15 protein-coding genes and 2 pseudogenes are annotated in these 19,297 nt (G+C 66.7%); 8 read left to right on the top strand and 9 right to left on the bottom strand.

Annotation, left to right across the window (positions count from 1 at the left end):
* The first annotated feature begins 21 nt into the window (after window positions 1–21).
* Entirely contained in the window at window positions 22–804 is a 783-nt protein-coding gene (gene phnX, locus ACSQ76_RS06240) for a phosphonoacetaldehyde hydrolase (RefSeq protein ID WP_437155878.1), read from the top strand.
* Here phnX and ACSQ76_RS06235 read toward each other — a convergent pair.
* The 6 genes from ACSQ76_RS06235 to hisS all read right to left on the bottom strand — a co-directional run bounded on the left by ACSQ76_RS06235 (window position 769) and on the right by hisS (window position 5,168).
* The gene (locus ACSQ76_RS06235; protein WP_437155877.1) at window positions 769–1,080 is read right to left on the bottom strand and encodes a DUF4166 domain-containing protein; all 312 of its coding nucleotides are present in this window, start codon (window positions 1,078–1,080) and stop codon (window positions 769–771) included. The two genes, phnX and ACSQ76_RS06235, sit on opposite strands and share 36 nt — an antisense overlap.
* A gap of 9 nt (window positions 1,081–1,089) precedes the next feature.
* On the bottom strand, window positions 1,090–1,314 hold the full coding sequence (locus ACSQ76_RS06230) for a hypothetical protein (protein WP_437155876.1): 225 nt from the start codon (window positions 1,312–1,314) through the stop codon (window positions 1,090–1,092).
* Window positions 1,311–1,772, bottom strand: coding sequence for a thiol-disulfide oxidoreductase DCC family protein (locus ACSQ76_RS06225; protein ID WP_437155875.1), 462 nt, complete (start codon window positions 1,770–1,772; stop codon window positions 1,311–1,313). Before ACSQ76_RS06225 ends, ACSQ76_RS06230 begins: the two co-directional genes overlap by 4 nt.
* A 122-nt stretch (window positions 1,773–1,894) precedes the next feature.
* Window positions 1,895–2,590 (bottom strand): ATP phosphoribosyltransferase, encoded by a 696-nt coding sequence (hisG, locus tag ACSQ76_RS06220; RefSeq protein WP_437155874.1) that lies wholly within the window; start codon window positions 2,588–2,590, stop codon window positions 1,895–1,897.
* The gene (locus ACSQ76_RS06215) at window positions 2,587–3,684 is read right to left on the bottom strand and encodes an ATP phosphoribosyltransferase regulatory subunit (RefSeq protein WP_437155873.1); all 1,098 of its coding nucleotides are present in this window, start codon (window positions 3,682–3,684) and stop codon (window positions 2,587–2,589) included. Before ACSQ76_RS06215 ends, hisG begins: the two co-directional genes overlap by 4 nt.
* Window positions 3,681–5,168 carry a histidine--tRNA ligase gene (gene hisS / locus ACSQ76_RS06210; protein WP_437155872.1) on the bottom strand — a complete coding sequence of 496 codons (1,488 nt, stop codon included), beginning with the start codon at window positions 5,166–5,168 and terminating at the stop codon, window positions 3,681–3,683. Before hisS ends, ACSQ76_RS06215 begins: the two co-directional genes overlap by 4 nt.
* Window positions 5,169–5,331: 163 nt before the next feature.
* On the opposite strand from hisS, the gene ACSQ76_RS06205 reads away from it, so the two are divergent.
* Window positions 5,332–5,526: a SlyX family protein gene (locus ACSQ76_RS06205; RefSeq protein ID WP_437155871.1), complete on the top strand. Its 195-nt coding sequence runs from the start codon at window positions 5,332–5,334 to the stop codon at window positions 5,524–5,526.
* A 24-nt stretch (window positions 5,527–5,550) separates the two neighbouring features.
* Here ACSQ76_RS06205 and ACSQ76_RS06200 read toward each other — a convergent pair whose 3' ends face one another.
* Together ACSQ76_RS06200 and dnaE are read right to left on the bottom strand one after the other, a co-directional pair.
* Window positions 5,551–6,402, bottom strand: a complete 852-nt coding sequence (locus tag ACSQ76_RS06200; RefSeq protein ID WP_437155870.1) for a hypothetical protein — start codon at window positions 6,400–6,402, stop codon at window positions 5,551–5,553.
* A 117-nt stretch (window positions 6,403–6,519) separates the two neighbouring features.
* Window positions 6,520–10,067: pseudogene (gene dnaE, locus ACSQ76_RS06195) on the bottom strand (DNA polymerase III subunit alpha).
* Between the two features lie 165 nt (window positions 10,068–10,232).
* Between dnaE and ACSQ76_RS06190 the strand changes: the two are divergent.
* The 6 genes and pseudogenes from ACSQ76_RS06190 to ACSQ76_RS06165 all read left to right on the top strand — a co-directional run bounded on the left by ACSQ76_RS06190 (window position 10,233) and on the right by ACSQ76_RS06165 (window position 16,528).
* Window positions 10,233–11,750: an ABC transporter ATP-binding protein gene (locus ACSQ76_RS06190; protein ID WP_437155869.1), complete on the top strand. Its 1,518-nt coding sequence runs from the start codon at window positions 10,233–10,235 to the stop codon at window positions 11,748–11,750.
* Between the two features lie 90 nt (window positions 11,751–11,840).
* Window positions 11,841–12,925, top strand: a pseudogene (locus tag ACSQ76_RS06185) (ABC transporter permease).
* Window positions 12,926–13,846: an ABC transporter permease gene (locus tag ACSQ76_RS06180; protein WP_437155868.1), complete on the top strand. Its 921-nt coding sequence runs from the start codon at window positions 12,926–12,928 to the stop codon at window positions 13,844–13,846.
* 28 nt (window positions 13,847–13,874) lie between these two features.
* Window positions 13,875–14,948: a BMP family ABC transporter substrate-binding protein gene (locus ACSQ76_RS06175; protein ID WP_437155867.1), complete on the top strand. Its 1,074-nt coding sequence runs from the start codon at window positions 13,875–13,877 to the stop codon at window positions 14,946–14,948.
* A 177-nt stretch (window positions 14,949–15,125) separates the two neighbouring features.
* The gene (locus ACSQ76_RS06170) at window positions 15,126–15,785 is read left to right on the top strand and encodes a DUF938 domain-containing protein (RefSeq protein WP_437155866.1); all 660 of its coding nucleotides are present in this window, start codon (window positions 15,126–15,128) and stop codon (window positions 15,783–15,785) included.
* Window positions 15,782–16,528, top strand: coding sequence for a GH25 family lysozyme (locus tag ACSQ76_RS06165; RefSeq protein ID WP_306127837.1), 747 nt, complete (start codon window positions 15,782–15,784; stop codon window positions 16,526–16,528). The genes ACSQ76_RS06170 and ACSQ76_RS06165 overlap by 4 nt, the downstream gene beginning before the upstream one ends.
* A 174-nt stretch (window positions 16,529–16,702) precedes the next feature.
* Here ACSQ76_RS06165 and ACSQ76_RS06160 read toward each other — a convergent pair whose 3' ends face one another.
* A complete protein-coding gene (locus ACSQ76_RS06160; RefSeq protein WP_437155865.1) occupies window positions 16,703–19,210 on the bottom strand; it encodes a GcvT family protein in 2,508 nt (835 codons plus the stop codon).
* Window positions 19,211–19,297: the final 87 nt, after the last annotated feature.

Below are 19,297 nucleotides of genomic sequence, written 5' to 3'. Positions count from 1 at the left end.
CCGACAGCAGGAAACCCGCGCATGACCCGCTTCACCGCCGCCGTGTTCGACTGGGCCGGCACCACCGTCGATTTCGGCTCTTTCGCCCCCATGGGCGTCTTCGTAGAAGCCTTCGCGCAGTTCGGCATCACAGCCACGATCGAACAGGCCCGCGGCCCGATGGGCGCGCCCAAGTGGGACCATATCCGCACCATGCTCGACATGCCCGACCTCGCCCGCCAATGGCACGAACAGCATGGCCGCGCCCCCGCCGACGCGGATGTCGATGCCGTCTACAAGGTCTTCGTGCCCATGAACGAAAAGGTGGCCGCCGATCACGCCACCCTCGTCCCCGGCTGCGCCGAGGCCATCGCCGAACTGCGCGCCATGGGTCTCAAGATCGGCTCCACCACCGGCTACACCCGCTCGATCATGGACCACGTGCTGCCCGTCGCGGCCGCACAGGGCTACGCCCCCGACAACCTGGTGTGCTCGGACGACCTGCCCGAGGGCCGCCCGGGCCCCTTGGGCATGTATAAATGCATGATCGACCTTGTCGCCTACCCGCCCGAAACGATCCTCAAGGTAGATGATACCGCCCCCGGCATCCTGGAAGGCGTCGCGGCGGGCTGCGTCACCGTGGGTGTCGCCCTCTCCGGCAACGCGGTCGGCAAGACGCCCGAAGACCTGGCCGCCCTCACCGAGGCCGAGATCGCGCCGCTCCGCGCCCACGCCACCGCCCTGCTGAAAGATGCGGGCGCCGAGCACGTCATCGACACCGTCGCCGATCTACCCGCCCTCGTCCGCCGCCTCGGTCACGTCTAGCCACCCGTGATAGCGCAGCACCGGCGCGCGCCCCCAGGGCAGTCCGATGGAAATCTCGAACCGGTAGCGCCCCGCCTCCGGACGCTCGCGCGCTGCGACCTTCGGCGCCGCCCTTCGCGGCACCGGCACCCCCAGGCATCGGAACCGCCAGTCGACAAGGTCCAGCCCGCCCTGCGCCGGCACCAGCCTGCTGATGGCCACCACCGCGCCCATCCGCTCGGCAAGCCCTCCGTCGGGCGTGGCCCATTGGACGGTCTCCATGACCTGCCCGTCCATGCGGCGCGTTCAGACGTCCCGATCACCGCGCCTGCGCTCTTCGAACCTCAACTCGGCACCCTGCACCGCCAGCGGAAACCCCGCCAGCCGCAGCGCCACCCGCAGCACCGGGTTGCGCGTCACCTCCACCGTGATCCGGCCGTGAAACACACCATCGCCCGCGTGCAACGCCCGGCATTCCGGCGCCAGCGCCGCCATCCCGTTCGCGCCCGGCAGATCGGCATAGTCCGTCACCGCAACGGCCGCCGCTGCACCTGCGGGTCCGGCAAGGCGCACAAGTCGCCATACCCGAACACCGCATACCTGTTCCACGCGATCCGCGCATAGATCCGATCACGCAGCCTGACCGGCAAGACCCACACCAGCCGCGCGGGCGCGTAAGCCCAATGCAGCTGCGGGAACAGCCTCGCCATTCCCTCCAGCGAGCCCCACGCCCGCCCGTGCTCGATCATCAGCCACGACGCCGGGTCGTCGGCATCCAGCCCGTAATGCTCCAGCAGCCCCCGCCCCAGTGCGCCCTGCATCGGCGCGATCCGCACCCGGTCGTGCTTGTCCAGCTTTGCGATCCGCCGCGCCGCGCGGGAACACAGCGCACATTCCGCATCCATCACCACGACGATCCGCCCGTTATCGAACCCCGGCACCGCCGGATCATCCCGAAAAGAATAGGGCTGCCGCACGTCGGGCTGCATCACCGCACCCCGGGCTTTTTCTTGCCGGAAATACGCAAATCCACACCGCCCACGCCCCGCACCGCCGCCGGATCATGGCACCGGCAGGTCTTCACTGTTCCAAAAATACTCAAAAGAAGACCTCAGTCCACGCCCAGCGTATCCAGCAGCGCCTTCAGCGCCGCATGATCCTCCGGGTCATGCGCCACCCTGCGCGACCGGAACAATGTCGCCTGACTGCGCAGGATCATCCCGTCCTCCAGCGTCTTCAGGTGATTGGCCCGCAGCGTGTCCCCGGACGAGGTGATATCGGCAATCGCCTCCGCCGTCTCGTTTTTGACGGTGCCCTCGGTCGCGCCCTGGCTGTCGACCAGCTGGTAATCCGCCACGCCGTTGTCGCGCAGGAACTCCCGCACCAGCCGGTGATACTTCGTCGCGATCCGCAATCGGAACCCGTGCCGCTCGCGAAACGCCGCCGCCGCCGCATCCAGATCATCCAGCGTGCCCACGTCCACCCACGCCTGCGGCACCGCCAGCACAAGGTCGGCGGCACCAAAGCCCAGCACCTCGACCTCTTCCACCACCTGCTCCCAGCCGCCCAGCTTCTCGCGTATCAGGTCCTGGCCCGTCACGCCGAGGTGGATCCGGCCCGCGGCCAGCTCGCGCGGGATCTCCCCCGCCGACAACAGCACCAGCTCTACATTCTCGACGCCCCGGACAAAGCCCGCATATTCGCGCTCTTCCCCGCTCCGGCCCAGTTCCACACCGCGGTCCGCGAACCAGCCAAAGGTCTTCTCCATCAACCGGCCCTTCGAGGGCACACCGATCTTCACGCTCATGCCCCGCCCTCCAGCGCCACCACCTGGTCGGGACGGATGACGCCGCCCACCGCCGGAATCTCGTCGCCCCCGCCCAGCCGCCGGGTCAGCGCGTCATAGCGCCCGCCCGTGGCAACGGGGGGCAGGTCCGGGCGTTTGGGCACCAAGAAGCCGAACACGAAGCCATCGTAATATTCCATCTGCGTCCGGCCATAGCTGGCCTCGAACTCAAGCGTTTGCGGCGCCACGCCCGCGCGCTCCAGCGCCTCCAGCCGGCGGGCCAGCAACTCCACCGCACCCGAAATCGCCGGCATGTCCACCGCGATGTCGCGCAGATGCTCCAGCGCGTTGTCAGCGCTCTCGCGCACCGCCAGCACCGCGTCCAGCAACTCCACGTCCCGCGCCGCCAGCGGCGGAGCGTCCGCATCCTCGCGCAGCGCCTTGATCCGCGCCGCGATCTCGTCCGGCCCGCGCAACCCGATCATCGGCGCGTCGCAGGCCATCGGGTCCCTCGCCTTCAAGAGCGCCGCCCGGCTCTCCGGCACCGGCGCCCGGCCCGAAAACCGCTCGATCAGCGCGCGAAACCGCCGGGGCCGCCAGATATGGCGGCGCAGCGCCACCTTGCGCCGTTCCGTCGTCTCCAGCCCTTCGACCGCGGCCATCAAAATGCCGATATCACCGATAACGGCCTGCAACGGCAGGTGCTTCACCGCCTCGTGGATCACCGCGAAGACCCGCGCATCGGCCTCGGCGGGCGCGCGCCGGTCGAACATCTCGAAACCCACCTGCAGGTATTCATTGGGCCGATCCGGGTCGTCTTCCTGCCGCCGAAAGACCTCGCCGGCATAGGTGTAACAGGCCGGCTCCGCCCCATGCGCCATGTGCATCTGCACCACCGGCACGGTAAAGTCGGGCCGCAGCATCTGCTCGCCGCGCAGCGCGTCCGAGGTCACATAGGCCCGCGCCCGGATATCCTCGCCGTAAAGGTCCAGCAGAGTGTCCGCCGGTTGCAGCACCGACGTTTCCACCGGCACCGCACCCGCCGCCTCGAACATGTCGCGCAGCCGCGCCGCCTCGGCCTTCACCGCCGCGCGGTTGTCCGGGGTGATACTCATCCCTCCTGACCGTCCAGGATCTCGCGCACCTTCGCCACCAGCTGGTCGCGCGGCACCTCGAACTGGCTCGGGCGTTCCTTCCATTCCTCCAGCGTGGCGTTCTCGGCAATCTGCGCGCCAAGGACCAGGTCCTTGATCTGAACGATCCCGCGGTCCTTCTCCTCGCCACCCTCGATCACCGCCACTGGGCTGCCCCGCCGGTCCGCGTATTTCAACTGATTGCCAAAGTTCTTGGGGTTGCCCAGATACACCTCCGCCCGGATGCCCGCGCTCCGCAACTCCGACACCATCGCCTGGTAATCCGCCATCCGGTCCCGGTCCATGACGGTCACCACCACGGGACCCTCGACCGTGCCCCCGATCCGCCTCTTCTCGCGCAGCGCCGCCAGCAGGCGATCCACGCCAATCGACACCCCCGTCGCCGGCACCGCCTGCCCGGTGAACCGCTTCACCAGGTCATCGTACCGACCCCCGCCCGCGACCGAGCCGAACTGCCGCTTGCGGCCCTTGTCGTCACGGATCTCGAAGGTCAACTCCGCCTCGTACACGGGGCCGGTATAATACCCCAGGCCCCGCACGACGCTTGGATCGATCACGATCCGGTCCGGCCCATAGCCCTGCGCCGCCAGCAGATCGGCAATCGCCTCAAGCTCCTGCACGCCTTCCGCGCCCATCGCGCTTTCGCCCACCGCGTCGCGCAGGTTGGCCAGCGTCTCGGCCGCGTCCTCGGCCTTGGAGGTCAGGAAGGCCAGCACCGGCTTGGCCTGCGCATGGGTCAGCCCCACACCGTCGATATAGGCCCCCGACGCGTCCAGCCGCCCTTCGGTCAAGAGCGCCCGCACGCCCTCCTCACCCACCTTGTCGAACTTGTCGATGGTGCGCAGAACGGCGTCGCGCTGGTCGCCTTCGTCAAGGCCCATGACCTCCAGCACCCCGTTCAGAACCTTCCGGTTGTTCACCCGGATCAGGTAATCCCCGCGCGGGATTCCCACCTCTTCCAGCGTATCCGCCAGCATCGCGCAGATCTCCGCATCGGCCGCCATGCTGGCCGTGCCCACCGTGTCCGCATCGCACTGATAGAATTGCCGGTACCGCCCCGGCCCCGGCTTCTCGTTCCGCCACACCGGCCCCATCGCATAGCGCCGGTAGGGCGTCGGAAGATCATTGCGATACTGCGCATAGACCCGCGCCAGCGGCGCCGTCAGGTCATAACGCAGCGCCATCCAGTCGCCCTTGTCGTCTTCATCGAACTCCTGCCATGCAAAGACGCCCTCGTTCGGCCGGTCGACATCCGGAAGGAACTTGCCCAGCGCCTCGACCGTCTCGACCGCGCTCGTCTCCAGCGCGTCGAACCCATAGCGATGATAGACCCCGGCAATCTTGCGCAGCATCTCGGCGCGTTCGGTAACCTCGACACCGAAATAATCGCGGAACCCCTTGGGCGTTTCCGCCTTGGGGCGCGGGGCCTTCTTGGTCTTCGCCATGTCCCTAATTCCTTGGCTGGGGGCTTTGCGGCGCGGTCTAGCCGAAGGCGCCTTGCGGGGCAAGCACGGCAAGATGCGGGCCGAAAGGCCATGGCGGCTTTTCCCCTTGATTGGAGCGGGAATCGGGCCAATTCTGCATCGAACCGCAGTCGATAGGCCAGATATGCAAGAGCTCGAAGAGAAAATCGCCCACCTGATCCGGGCCGTGGACGACCTGTCCGACACCGTCGCCCGGCAGGAGACGGTGATCGCCCTGCTCAACCGGCGCGTCCAATTGCTGCTGGAGCGCGAGGCCGAGCGCGAAACGGCATTGGACGGACAGGAAGTCGTGGGCGACAGCCGCCCGCCTCACTGGTAAGCCCCGAACCCGGCGCGGCCCGCCTCAGCCGCCCTTGCGATCCTGCGCCAGAACATCCCCGTCATGCACCAGGACCGTGTTCCACTGCGCGTTGCTGCCGAACCGCTCGTAGATGCTGACGAACACCGTGTCGTTCTCCAGCCGGCCTATCCGGTTGCCACAGGGCTTGCCCCGGCCCACCCTGCACACGCGCGACTTGAGGTCCTCATACGCCTTGTCGGTCGTGCTGTAGGGGTGAACCTCGGCCGGCAGACCGTACCGCAGCTGCTCGTGCGACTCGGCCCCCGCCAGCACCGCAACCGCGGCCGAAAACTGTCGCGCACAGCCATCATCGAACCCGGTCAGGTAGAAGGTCCGCAGCGCCGTGCTGCCCGGCGAACTGTCGTAAAGCGCGTAGGTGCCGCGCCGCTCGGGGTAGGTCTCGACCCGCCGGCCCATCTGCCGGTCGCTCATCCCGCACACCCGCGCGACCCGGCCATAGGGCAGCACCGTTCCCGGCGCGACCTCACTCGTGGCGCCCTCGGCGGGCGTGTTGCCGCCGCCGCCCAGCAGCCCGAATAGGCCCCGCTTCCGCGGTGCCCGCTCGACCTCCCGCGACGCGCCATAGGTCTCCGGCGGCGTCAGGCTGGCCGTTTGCGTCGAGGCGTCGGCCTCCGCAGTCTCCTGCGGCGCATCCTCCGCGCTCGGGTTGCCCCCGCCCAGCAACCGCGCCAGGAACCCGCCTCCGGCGGCCTCGTCCTGCGCTTCGGGCCCGGGCACGGCGCCCATCCGTCCGGCGTCCTCGGGCACGTCCTGCTCCGACAGGCGGCCGATCTCGGCTTCCGGTGCGCCACAGCCCGCGAGGGCCAGCACGCAAATCAACGCAATTTTCCGCATGGTCCTCCCGGCGTCCCATCGCATCCCGGCAACGATCTAGCCCAGAACCGGGGCGCGGTCCACTGGCCCGCCCGCGGACCGGTGAACTGTTGCCGATGCGAATCACCTGAGGCCGGTTCAGAGGTCCTCGACCATCACCACGCCGTCGAGGCTCTTGATCGCCCCCTTGATCTGCGGCGTCACCGGAAACTCGCGGCCCGCGTCGATCTCCACCTCGCCGGGCAGCGCCTCGTTCATCAGGCAGAACCTGATCGGCCCGCGCCCGCCCCGCGCCGCGGTTGTCGGCGCATTGGTCAGAACCTGCGCGACCGACCCGATCGCGGTCTCGCTGTCGACGAAGATCTTCAGCCCGCTGGCGCCCGCATCCGCGACCACCGCATCGGCCGGCTGCACCGACCGCGCCAGCAGCTTCAGCTGGTCGCTTTCCATTGTCGCCTCGACCACGATCACCACCTGGCTGCCGGTCTCCAGATGCTCGCGCGCCACCTCCAGCGTATCCGAGAACATCGTCACCTCGTATCCACCGGTCACGTCGCTCAGCTGAACAAATGCAAAGCGGTTGCCCCGCGCCGACTTCCGCTCCTGCCGCCCGGCCACGACGCCCGCCATCTTGGCCACCACCGCGCCCGACCGCGCCGCCAGCTCGTTGACCTCGTCCAGCGTCTTGACGTCCTTGCGCTTCAGCGCGGCCATGTAATCGTCCAGCGGATGCCCCGACAGGTAGAACCCTACGGCGGTATATTCCTCGGTCAGCCGCTCGGCTGGCAGCCAGTCCTCGACCGGGCTCAGCCGCGGCTCCGGCAGGTCCTCGCCGGCCTCGCCGAACAGCGACACCTGCGCCGAACCCTTCTGTTCATGGATCGCCGCCGAATAGCGCATCAGCGCCTCCAGGCTGTCGAACACCCGCCGCCGGTTCCGGTCCAGCTCGTCGAACGCCCCCGACCGCGCCAGCATCTCCAGCGGGCGCTTGCCCACCGCCTTCAGATCGACCCGCCGCGCAAAATCATAAAGCGTGACGAACGGCTTCTCGCCCTCCCCGCCCCGGACCTGATCCGGGGCCTCGTCGCCCCCATCACGCCGCGCCGCCACGATCAGCCGCATCGCCTCCACGCCCACGTTCTTGAGCGCGCCCAAGCCATAATGCAACACGCCGTCCTTCACCTGGAAGGTCGCGTCCGAGCGGTTCACGCAAGGCGGCGCCCAGGGCAATTCCAGCCCCTTCTTCACTTCCTCGAAATAGACGGCCAGCTTGTCCGTCAGGTGGATATCGCAGTTCATCACCCCGGCCATGAACTCCACCGGGTGATTGGTCTTCAGCCACGCCGTCTGGTAGCTGACCACCGCATAGGCCGCCGCGTGCGACTTGTTGAAGCCGTAGTTGGCGAACTTGTCCAGAAGGTTCCACACCTCCAGCGCCTTGGCGTCGTCCACCCCGTTTTCCTTGGCCCCCGCGATGAACTTGGGCCGCTCGGCATCCATCGCTTCCTGGATCTTCTTGCCCATGGCCCGGCGCAACAGATCCGCGCCGCCAAGCGAATACCCGGCCATTTCCTGCGCGATCTGCATCACCTGCTCCTGGTAGACGATGATGCCCTGCGTCTCGTCCAGGATATGGTCCACCGACTTGTGCAGATAATCGCGCTCGCTCAGCCCGTTCTTCACCTCGCAGTATTTCGGGATGTTCTCCATCGGCCCGGGCCGGTAGAGCGCCACCAGCGCCACGATATCCTCGATGCAGGTCGGCTTCATCCTCTTCAGGGCATCCATCATGCCCGAGCTTTCCACCTGGAACACCGCCACCGTCTTCGCCTTGGCATAAAGCGCATAGGTCTTTTCATCATCGAGCGGGATCTGCCCGATATCGTTCTCCGCCCCCTCGTTGGGTTCGTAGATCTGGGACCCATCGGCGGCGGTATGCAAATCCCGCCCACCCGCATGGATCTGCTCTATGGCGTTCTGAATGACCGTCAACGTCTTCAGGCCCAGAAAGTCGAACTTCACCAGCCCGGCCTGCTCGACCCATTTCATGTTGAACTGCGTCGCCGGCATGTCCGACCGCGGATCCTGGTACAGCGGCACCAGCTCATCCAGCGACCGATCCCCGATCACAACCCCGGCCGCGTGGGTCGAGGCGTTGCGCAAGAGCCCCTCAACCTGCATCCCGTATTTCAACAGGCGGTCCACGACCTCCTCGTTGCGGGCCTCCTCACGCAGACGGTCCTCCTGCGCCAATGCCTTCTCGATGCTGACGGGCTTAACCCCTCCACCGGAATCATCTTCGACAGGCGGTCCACCTGCCCGTAAGGCATCTGCAACACCCGCCCGATATCGCGCACCGCCGCCTTGGACAAAAGCGCACCGAAGGTGATGATCTGCCCCACCTTGTCGCGCCCGTATTTGCCCTGCACGTACTGGATCACCTCTTCCCGGCGATCCATGCAGAAGTCGATGTCGAAGTCGGGCATCGACACACGTTCCGGGTTCAAAAACCGCTCGAACAGCAGGCTGTAGCGCAGCGGATCGAGGTCCGTGATCGTCAGCGCATAGGCCACAAGGCTGCCCGCGCCCGAGCCACGCCCCGGCCCCACCGGGATATCATGGTCCTTCGCCCACTTGATGAAATCGGCCACGATCAGGAAATAACCGGGAAAGCCCATCCCCTCGATGATCCCCAGCTCGAATTCCAGCCGCTTCTCGTACTCCTCCACCGACGCCGCGTGCGGAATGACCGCCAGCCTCTCCTTCAGTCCCTCCTGCGCCTGCCGCCGCAACTCGTCCACCTCGTCATCGGCAAAGCGCGGCAGGATCGGGTCGCGCCGATACGCGCCAAAGGCACAGCGTTGCGCGATCTCCACCGTGTTCTCCAGCGCCTCGGGCAGGTCGGCAAAGAGCGTTGCCATCTCGGCGGGCGACTTGAAGTAATGCTCCGCCGTCAGCCGCCACCGCGGCTCGGACTGGTCCACATAGGCCCCTTCCGCGACGCAGATCATCGCGTCATGCGCCTCGTACATCCTGGCTTCGGGGAAATAGACGTCATTCGTCGCCACCAGCGGCAGCTCCATGGCATAGGCCATCTCGACGAACCCGCGCTCGGTCTTGGCCTCGGCCTCCGGCACGCCCGCCTCGCCGCGATGCCGTTGCAACTCGACATAGAGGCGATTTCCGAAGATCCCCGCCAGCCGCTGCATCAACGCCTCCGCCGCCGGGCGCTGGCCCAGTTGCAAGAGCTTGCCCACCGCCCCCTCCGGCCCGCCGGTCAGGCAGATCACCGACGCGCCATGCGCCTCCAGATCTTCGACCGTCAGATGCGGCAACTGCCCGTCTCCGCGCAAGTAGAGCGCGGAATTGAGCTTCATCAGGTTCTCGTAGCCTTCCTCGTTCTGCGCCAGCAGAACCACCGGCGCGGGCGGCACCGGCCGCTTGCCCGGCTCGGGCGTCATGTATTCCAGATCCATCTGGCAGCCCATGATCGGCTGCACCCCGCCCCCCTGCGCCGTGACGGAAAACTCCAAAGCGGCGAACATGTTGTTCGTGTCGGTCACCGCCACCGCGGGCATCTGGTGCCTGATGCAGAGGTCCGCGAGCTTTTTCAGCCGCACCGCCCCTTCCAGAAGGGAATACTCGGTATGGACGCGAAGATGGATGAATCGGGGGGAACTGCTCATGCCACCACACTATCCAGCGCCGCCCCCGCCGCCAAGCCCGACATCTGCCCAAATCCGCATCAGGCGCATCGCTGCGACACCGCGTTTTGCCGCTCCCCCATTGCCGTGGCCGCCCGGCTTGGGCTAACAGGGACGGGTAGCCGCGAAACCGGGGGATAACGGCGCGTGACCAAACCGCTGCTCAGCATCGAAGGGCTGACCAAGGCCTATCCCGGCGTGGTCGCCAACGAGGACGTGTCCTTCGACATCCACCCCGGCGAGGTGCACGCGCTTCTGGGCGAAAACGGCGCAGGCAAGTCCACCCTCGTCAAGATGATCTACGGGCTGGTCAAACCCGACAGCGGCACCATGCACCTGCACGGCAAACCGTATTCCCCCACCGAACCCAGCGACGCCCGCCGCCACGGCGTGGCGATGGTGTTCCAGCATTTCTCGCTTTTCGACGCGCTGACCGTGGCCGAGAACGTCGCCCTCGGCATGGAAACCCCGCCGCCCATGCGCACCCTCGCCGCCCGTATCCGGGACGTCTCGGAAACCTACGGCCTGCCGCTCGACCCCGGGCGCACCGTGGGCGACCTGTCGGCGGGCGAACGCCAGCGGGTCGAGATCATCCGCTGCCTGCTGCAGGACCCGCGCCTGCTGATCATGGACGAACCCACCTCGGTGCTGACCCCGCAGGAGGTGGCGATCCTGTTCGAGACGCTGCGGAAACTCACCTCCGAGGGCGTGGCGATCCTCTATATTTCCCACAAGCTGGAAGAAATCCGTACGCTCTGCGACCGCGCCACAGTCCTGCGCCGGGGCCGCAACGTGGGCACTTGCGATCCCGCGCAGACCACCGCGCAGGCCATGGCCGAAATGATGGTGGGCAGCGCCTTTGCAAGCCCGGCCAAACGCGACACCGCGCCCGGGCGGCCGCGCCTGACGCTCGATGCGCTCTGCGTCCGCGCCCCCTCCGCCTTCGGCACCTCGCTCAAGGACGTGTCTCTCACGCTCCATGCCGGCGAAATCCTCGGCATCGGCGGCGTCGCGGGCAACGGGCAGGACGAACTCCTGGCCGCGCTCTCGGGCGAATTGGCGGTGCCGGCCGACGCGCTGCGCCTCGACGACAGTCCCATCGGCCGCCTGCCGCCGCAGGCCCGCCGTGATCTCGGCCTGTTTTCCGCCCCCGAGGAACGGCTGGGCCACGCCGCCGCCCCCGACATGAGCCTCACCGAGAACACCCTGCTGACCGGCACCGCGCGACAGGACCTTTCCCAGCGCGGCTTTCTCGATTGGCCCCGCGCCCGCGGTTTTGCCGAAAAGGTGATCGGTGCCTTCGACGTCCGCACGCCCGGCCCCGAAACCGCTGCCCGCGCGCTGTCGGGCGGCAACCTGCAGAAATTCGTCATCGGCCGCGAGATGGCGCATGACCCCGAGGTGCTGGTCGTCAACCAACCCACCTGGGGCGTCGACGCCGCAGCCGCCGCCTTCATCCGTCAGGCTCTGATGGACCTCGCCGCCAGGGGCGCCGCCATCCTGGTGATCAGCCAGGACCTCGACGAACTGATGCAGATCTCCGACCGCTTCGCCGCCCTCAACGCGGGCCGCCTGTCGGACATCCACCCCACCGCAGAGCTCACGACTGAACAGGTCGGCCTGATGATGGGTGGTGCCCATGACATGGAGGTGGCACATGTCTGAGCCCGCGCGAAAAGAGATTCTTGCCTCCGGCGGGGATATTTTCGGCCAGAGGAAGAAACGGCATTTCGCCCTCCGCTCGGGACGCCCCCCGTGCTGACACTCGAGCGCCGCCCCCAGCCCTCCCGCACATGGTCCGCTGTTGCGCCCGTGCTTGCCGTGGTGATCACCATGATCGCCGGGGGGGCGATGTTCGCGGCCCTGGGCCAGGACCCCGTCGAGGCCATCCGGACGATCTTCTGGGAGCCGCTTTTTGGCGAGTTCGCCTCCTATTACCGCCCGCAACTGCTGGTAAAGGCCGCGCCCCTGATCCTCATCGCCATCGGCCTCGCGCTGGGATTCCGCGCGAATATCTGGAATATCGGCGCCGAGGGGCAGTACATCATCGGCGCGCTCACCGGCGCCGGCGTGGGCCTTGCCTTCTATCCCGCCGAGTCGATTCTGATCTTCCCCCTGATGGTTCTCGCCGGCGCTTTGGGCGGCTGGGCCTGGGCGATGATCCCGGGCCTTCTGAAGGTGCGTTTCGGCACCAACGAGATCCTCGTGTCGCTGATGTTGGTCTACGTGGCCGAGCAATTGCTGGCCAAGATGGCGCTGGGCCTCTTGCGCAATCCCGAGGGCCGCGGCTTTCCCGGCTCGCGCAACCTGCGCGACTATCCTTCGGCCCACAATGCCGAGCTTTTCGCCAATACCGGCATTCACTGGGGGTCGTCGTCGCCGCGCTCATCGCCGTGATCTTCGCCTATATCCTGCTCACGCGGCACGTTCTGGGCTTTTACATCAGGCTGGCGGGACAGGCGCCGCGCGCCGCGCGGTTCGCGGGCGTGGCCCCCGCGCGCCTGACCCTGATCTGCCTCGGCCTTTCCGGCGCGCTCGCGGGCCTTGCCGGCCTGTTCGAGGTCGCGGGCCCCGCCGGGCAGGTCAGCATCGACTTCAACGTGGGCTACGGCTTTACCGCGATCATCGTGGCCTTCCTGGGCCGGTTGCACCCTGTCGGCATCCTGCTCGCAGGGCTTTTGATGGCGCTCACCTATATCGGCGGCGAAACCGCCGAATCCAATCTCGGCCTGCCCGCCGCCGCCATCCAGATGTTCCAGGGCATGCTGCTCTTCTTCCTGCTGGCGGTCGACATGCTGACCCATTTCCGCCTGCGCTGGAAAACGGCGGAGGTGGCCTAGATGGACCTCTCCGCGATCAATCCCACGCTGCTTCTGGCGTCGCTCATCGTGGCCTCCACCCCGATCCTGCTGGCCGCGATCGGCGAACTTGTCGTGGAGCGTGCGGGCGTGCTCAACCTCGGGGTCGAGGGCATGATGATCACCGGCGCGATCTGCGGTTTCGCCATCGCGGTCAACACCGGCTCGCCATTCGTGGGCTTCGTGGCAGCCGCCCTTGGCGGGGCGGTGCTGGCGCTGCTCTTCGGTTTTCTGACCCAGTTCGCCCTGGCCAACCAGGTCGCCTCGGGCCTTGCCCTCACGCTTTTCGGCCTCGGGCTCAGCGCGCTGCTGGGCCAGGGCTACCAGGGCATCAAGCCGCCGCCCACGCGCGCGCTCGATATCCCCGTCCTGTCGGACCTGCCCATCGTCGGCCCCATCCTCTTTTCCCACGACCTCATGGTCTATCTCGCCCTCGCCCTTGTGGCGGCCGTCTGGGCGATGCTGAAATACACCCGTGCGGGCCTGATCCTGCGCGCGGTGGGCGAGAACCACGACGCCGCCCACGCGCTGGGCTACAAGGTCGTGCGCGTCCGCCTCCTGGCGATCCTCTTCGGCGGCGCCTGCGCGGGGCTGGGCGGCGCCTACCTCTCCCTCGTGCGCGTGCCGCAATGGACCGAAGGCATGACCGCCGGATACGGCTGGATCGCGCTCGCGCTCGTCGTCTTCGCCAGCTGGAAGGCCGGCCGCGTCCTATTAGGTGCCTGGCTCTTCGGCGGCATCTCGGTGCTGCAACTCAACCTTCAGCCCACCGGCATCCCGATCCCGGCGGAATACCTTTCCATGTCGCCCTACTTGATCACCATTCTCGTGCTGGTCATCATGTCGGGCGACAAATCCCGCGCGCCCGGCTCGCTGGGCCGCATGTTCCATGCCTCCGAGTGAGGCCAACCACACCAACAGGGAGATCTCAATGACCCTCACCCGCATCCTCGGCGCCGCCGCCCTGACGCTCGGCCTCGCCCTGCCCGCGCTGGCGCAGGACAAGACCAAGGTCGGCTTCATCTACGTCGGCCCCGTCGGCGACGGCGGCTGGACCTATGAACACGACCAGGGCCGCCTCGCGGTCGAGGAACATTTCGGCGACCAGGTCGAAACCGTGTTCCGCGAAAGCGTGCCCGAAGGCGCCGATGCCCAGCGTGCCATCACCCAGATGGCCCTGCAGGGCGCGGACCTCATCTTCACCACGTCCTTCGGCTTCATGGACGCCACCATGGCCGTGGCGCAGAAATTCCCGGACGTGAAGTTCGAACACGCCACCGGCTTCAAGACCGCAGACAACGTCTCGGTCTACTCCGCCCGCTTCTACGAGGGCCGCGCGATCCAGGGCCATATCGCCGGCAAGATGACGGAGTCGAACATCATCGGCTACATCGCCTCCTTCCCCATCCCCGAGGTGATCCGCGGCATCAACGCCGCCTATATCCACGCGCGCAAGGTGAACCCGGAGGTCGAGTTCAAGGTGATCTGGGCCTACACCTGGTTCGACCCCCCGAAAGAGGCCGACGCCGCCACCGCCCTCATCGACCAGGGCGCCGACGTGATCCTGCAACATACCGACTCGACCGCGCCGCAGGCCGCGGCGGAAAAGGCCGGTGACGTCATCACCTTCGGCCAGGCCTCCGACATGGCCGAGTACAAGCCCACGCCGCGCGTCAGTTCCATCATCGACAACTGGGCGCCCTACTACATCGCCCGCACCCAGGCCGTGATCGACGGCACCTGGGAAAGCACCGAGACATGGGACGGAATCGCCCCCGGCATGGTCGAGATCGGCGAGATCACCGACGCGGTGCCGGCGGACGTGAAAGAAGAGGCGCTGGCGATGAAAGAGGCCATCGCGGCAGGCGAATACCACCCCTTCACCGGCCCGCTGAACAAGCAGGACGGCACGCCCTGGCTGGCCGATGGCGAAGTGGCCGATGACGCCACGCTGCTGGGCATGGATTTCTTCGTCGAAGGTCTCACCGCCGAGATCCCGAACTGAACGTCAAAGCCCCGCCCCACCCGGCGGGGCGTCTCAAAGGGTGGGTGAAACCCACGCGCCTTGCCGTCTGCAAACACCGGCGATCATTCCGCGCCAACCCGTCCCGGGCCTGACCCGGGACCTCTGGCTGTCGGAATCCCCCTTGCACCCCGCACCGATCCCGTCCCAACTGTCCTTATGACTGACACGCCGCCCCGCATCTCCGTCGCCCACCAGGGGACAGGCGCACGCCTGCACGCCCCCGCCGCCGAACGCAACGCCGACGCGATCCTCAACCTGTTGCGCTCCCATGCCCCCTCCTCTGGCACCGCGCTGGAAATCGCCTCCGGCACCGGCCAGCACGTCACCCATTTCGCAACCCGCCTGCCCGGCCTCATCTGGCAGCCAACCGAGATCGTCGAAGAACGCCGCGCCTCCATCGCCGCATGGTCCGCCGATGCGCCCGAGGGCACCATACGGCCGCCTGTTCACCTCGACGCCACCCAACCCGGCTGGTCCGCCACCTACAACGGCTTTGACCTCATCCTGCTGGTCAACCTCCTGCACCTGGTCTCGACCTCCGCCGCCCGAACCCTCATCGCCGAGGCATCCCGCGCCCTCTCCCCAACGGGCCGTTTCATCGTCTACGGCCCGTTCCTGCGCAACGGCCGGGCCACGTCCGAAGGCGATGCGCGTTTCGATGCCGCCATCCGCGCCGATCACCCGGAAGCGGGCTACAAGAACGACACCGACATGTTACGTTGGGCGCACGAGTCAGGGCTGGCCGTCATCGCGCGCACCGAGATGCCGGCCAACAACCTGGCCCTTGTAATGGTACGATCACAGGAGACGTCATGATCCGGTTTCTCGTCGCGGCGCTGGCCTTTTGCATCCTCACCCTGACAGCCGCCTGCGCCGGGCCGCGCTTCGGCGACAACGACCCCGTTGAGTGGGATGGCCCGCCGCCCTGGAACTACGACATTCACGGCATAGACGTCTCCCGCTTCCAGAACGATATCGACTGGGCCAGCGTCCGCCAGTCCGGCATCGAATTCGCCTTCATCAAGGCCACCGAGGGGGGCGACCGCCTCGACCCCAAGTTCGCCCAAAACTGGAGCGGCGCGGCCCGGGCCGGCGTCGCCCGCGGCGCCTATCACTTCTACTATTTCTGCACCCCGCCCGAGGTGCAGGCCCGCTGGTTCATCCGCAACGTCCCGAATGAGGGGGGCGCCCTGCCCCCGGTGATCGACCTGGAATGGAACCCCTATTCGCCGACCTGCACCACCCGCCCGCCGGGGGCCGAGGTCCGCCGCCAGGCGCGCGTCTTCATGGACATCCTCGAGCGGCATTACGGCCAGCGCCCGATCATCTACACCACGCTCGAATTCTACCGCCAGACCGGCATCGGCCAGCTGAACGAGGAGTTCTGGCTGCGCTCCACCGCCCGCACGCTCGCCACCACCTATCCCGGCCAAAGCTGGAGCTTCTGGCAATATACCGGCACCGGCGTGGTGCCGGGCGTCGGCGGCGGCGTCGACATCAACGTCTTCGCCGGCAACCGCGCCACCTGGCAGCGCTGGCTTCGGGCGCGCACCCGCTGACGGCCTACCCCGTCCCGGGCCTGACCCGGGACCTCCAGGGCGAAATCCACCGGTCCGTCCCGAACGCTCCATTAAGAAACGCGTCGGCGCGAAAGGCACCGACGCGTTACCACTGAAATACCGACGTGATACCGACACGGGTTTCAGCCGTTAACACCCCGGGTCGCGCACCCCTCACCCATCCTTGCGGATGGTCTCGTTCTTCGGATCGTAGGGGCTGTCGCAGGTCACGGTTGCGTCCCACAGCTTGTCGAACATCTTGACCTTCAGCCTGGTGCCCTCCACCGCCAGATCAGGCGTGACATATCCCATCCCGATCGACTTGCCGAAATGCACCGAATACCCGCCCGAGGTCAGCCGCCCGACCCGCGTGCCGTCCTCGGTGTAGAGCACCTCGCGACCCCACGGATCGGCATCCTGCGGCCCGTCGATCAGCAGAGTGCAGCACTTCGAGCGGACACCCGTCTCCTGCAATTTATCCTTGCCGTGGAAGTCCTTGTCCAGATCGACAAAGCGCGGCAGATCGGCCTCCAGCGGGGTCGCATCGCGGCCCAGCTCGTTGCCGAAGGCGCGATAGGATTTCTCCTGGCGCAGCCAGTTCTGCGCCCGTGCCCCGACCAGCTTCATGCCATGCTTCTCGCCCGCCTTTTCCAGCAGGTCGAACAGGTAGTTCTGCATCTCTATCGGGTGATGCAGCTCCCATCCCAGCTCGCCGGTATAGGCCACGCGGATCGCCTTCACCGGGCACATGCCCAGTTCGATCTCGCGGCACGACAGCCACGGAAAACGCTTGTTGCTCAAGGCCGTAGCCGGATCGGCGTCCTTAATGACCTCGTTCAGCACATCCCGCGATTTCGGCCCCGCGATGGCGAAGACACCCCATTGCGTGGTGACGTCCTGGATCTCGATATACCCGAATTCCTCGGCCTTCTCTTCGGCCGCCTTGCGCATGTAATCGGCGTCGTATTCCGTCCAGGCCCCTGCCGAGACACAATAATACGCATTCTCACCGGTTCGGACGATGGTGTATTCCGTGCGCGTCGTGCCATGATCGGTCAGCGCATAGGTCAGGTTGATGCGGCCCACCTTGGGCAGCTTGTTGCAGGTGAACCAGTCGAGGAACGCCGTCGCACCCGGCCCCTTCACCACGTGCTTGGTGAACGCCGTCGCGTCGATCAGGCCCACGCCGTTGCGTACCGCCTCTGCCTCGGCCTTGGTATGCTCCCACCAGCCGCCGCGACGGAAGGACCGCGCGTCGTGGTCAAAGCTGTCCGGCGCATCCAAGGGCCCGAAATAGTTGGGTCTTTCCCATCCGTTGACGAACCCGAACTGCGCGCCACGCGCCTTTTGCCGGTCATAGGCGGGCGCCGTGCGCAGCGGGCGGCAGGCGGGCCGCTCCTCGTCGGGGTGGTGCAGGATATAAACGTGCTCGTAGGCTTCCTCGTTCTTGCGCGCGGCAAACTCGGTCGTCATCCAGCCCGAGGAATACCGCTTGGGATCCAGGCTCGCCATGTCGATCTCGGCCTCGCCCTCGACCATCAGCTGCGCCAGGTAATAGCCCGTGCCGCCAGCCGCAGTGATGCCAAAGCTGAAGCCCTCTGCCAGCCACATGTTGCGCAGCCCCGGCGCGGGGCCGACCAGCGGGTTGCCATCGGGCGTATAGCAGATCGGACCGTTGTAATCGTCTTTCAAACCAACGGTTTCCGTCGACGGGATCCGGTGGATCATCGACATGTATTCTTCCTCGATCCGCTCCAGATCCAGCGGGAAGAGGTCGGCGCGGAACGTGTCCGGCACAGAGTATTCGAACCGCGCGGGCGCGTTCAGCTCGTAAGGGCCAAGGATCCAGCCGCCACGCTCCTCGCGGACGTACCACTTGGCGTCGGCATCGCGCAGAACCGGGTGCTCTTCGCCGCCGTCCTGGCGGTACTTGACCAGCTCGGCATCGGGCTCGGTCACGATGAACTGGTGCTCCACCGGGATCGCGGGCATCTTGATGCCCAGCATCCGCGCGGTGCGCTGCGCGTGGTTGCCGCTGGCGGTCACAACATGCTCTGCCGACACGACAATCTGCTCTTCGGAAGGCACGAGGTTGCCGCCCTTCTCGACCATCTTGGTCAGCGTCACATCCCAGTGATCGCCCTTCCACTCAAAACCGTCGGCCTGCCATTTCCGCTCGATCGTCACGCCGCGCTGCCGCGCGCCCTTGGCCATCGCCATGGTGACGTCCGCAGGGTTGATGTAGCCATCGGTCGGGTGATAGATCGCGCCTTCCAGGTCGTCGGTATTGACCAGCGGCCAGCGCTCCTTGATCTGCGCGGGCGTCATCCACTCATAGGGCACGCCACAGGTCTCGGCGGTCGAGGCGTAAAGCATATATTCATCCATACGCTCTTTGCTCTGCGCCATGCGCAAGTTGCCCACGACCGAGAACCCGGCGTTCAGCCCGGTCTCTTCTTCCAGCGTCTTGTAGAACTTGATCGAGTAGTCATGAATATGCGTCGTCGCATAGGACATGTTGAAATAGGGCAAGAGGCCCGCGGCGTGCCAGGTCGAGCCGGAGGTCAACTCGTCGCGCTCGATCAGCATGACGTCTTCCCAGCCTGCGCGGGCCAGATGATAGGCAATCGAGGTTCCGACGGCTCCGCCGCCGACGATCAGTGCTTTGACTTGGGTCTTCATGCCATCCGACTCCCTTGGCAGGTCTGCTGGCGTGCGTTTTATCACGCCTGTAAACGTGCGGCGGGTCCATCCGACATGTCACGGAAC

This window comes from Roseovarius sp. B08 (assembly GCF_051417955.1).
Lineage (GTDB): Bacteria > Pseudomonadota > Alphaproteobacteria > Rhodobacterales > Rhodobacteraceae > Roseovarius.
This window is presented reverse-complemented; position numbering and strand designations above follow the sequence as displayed.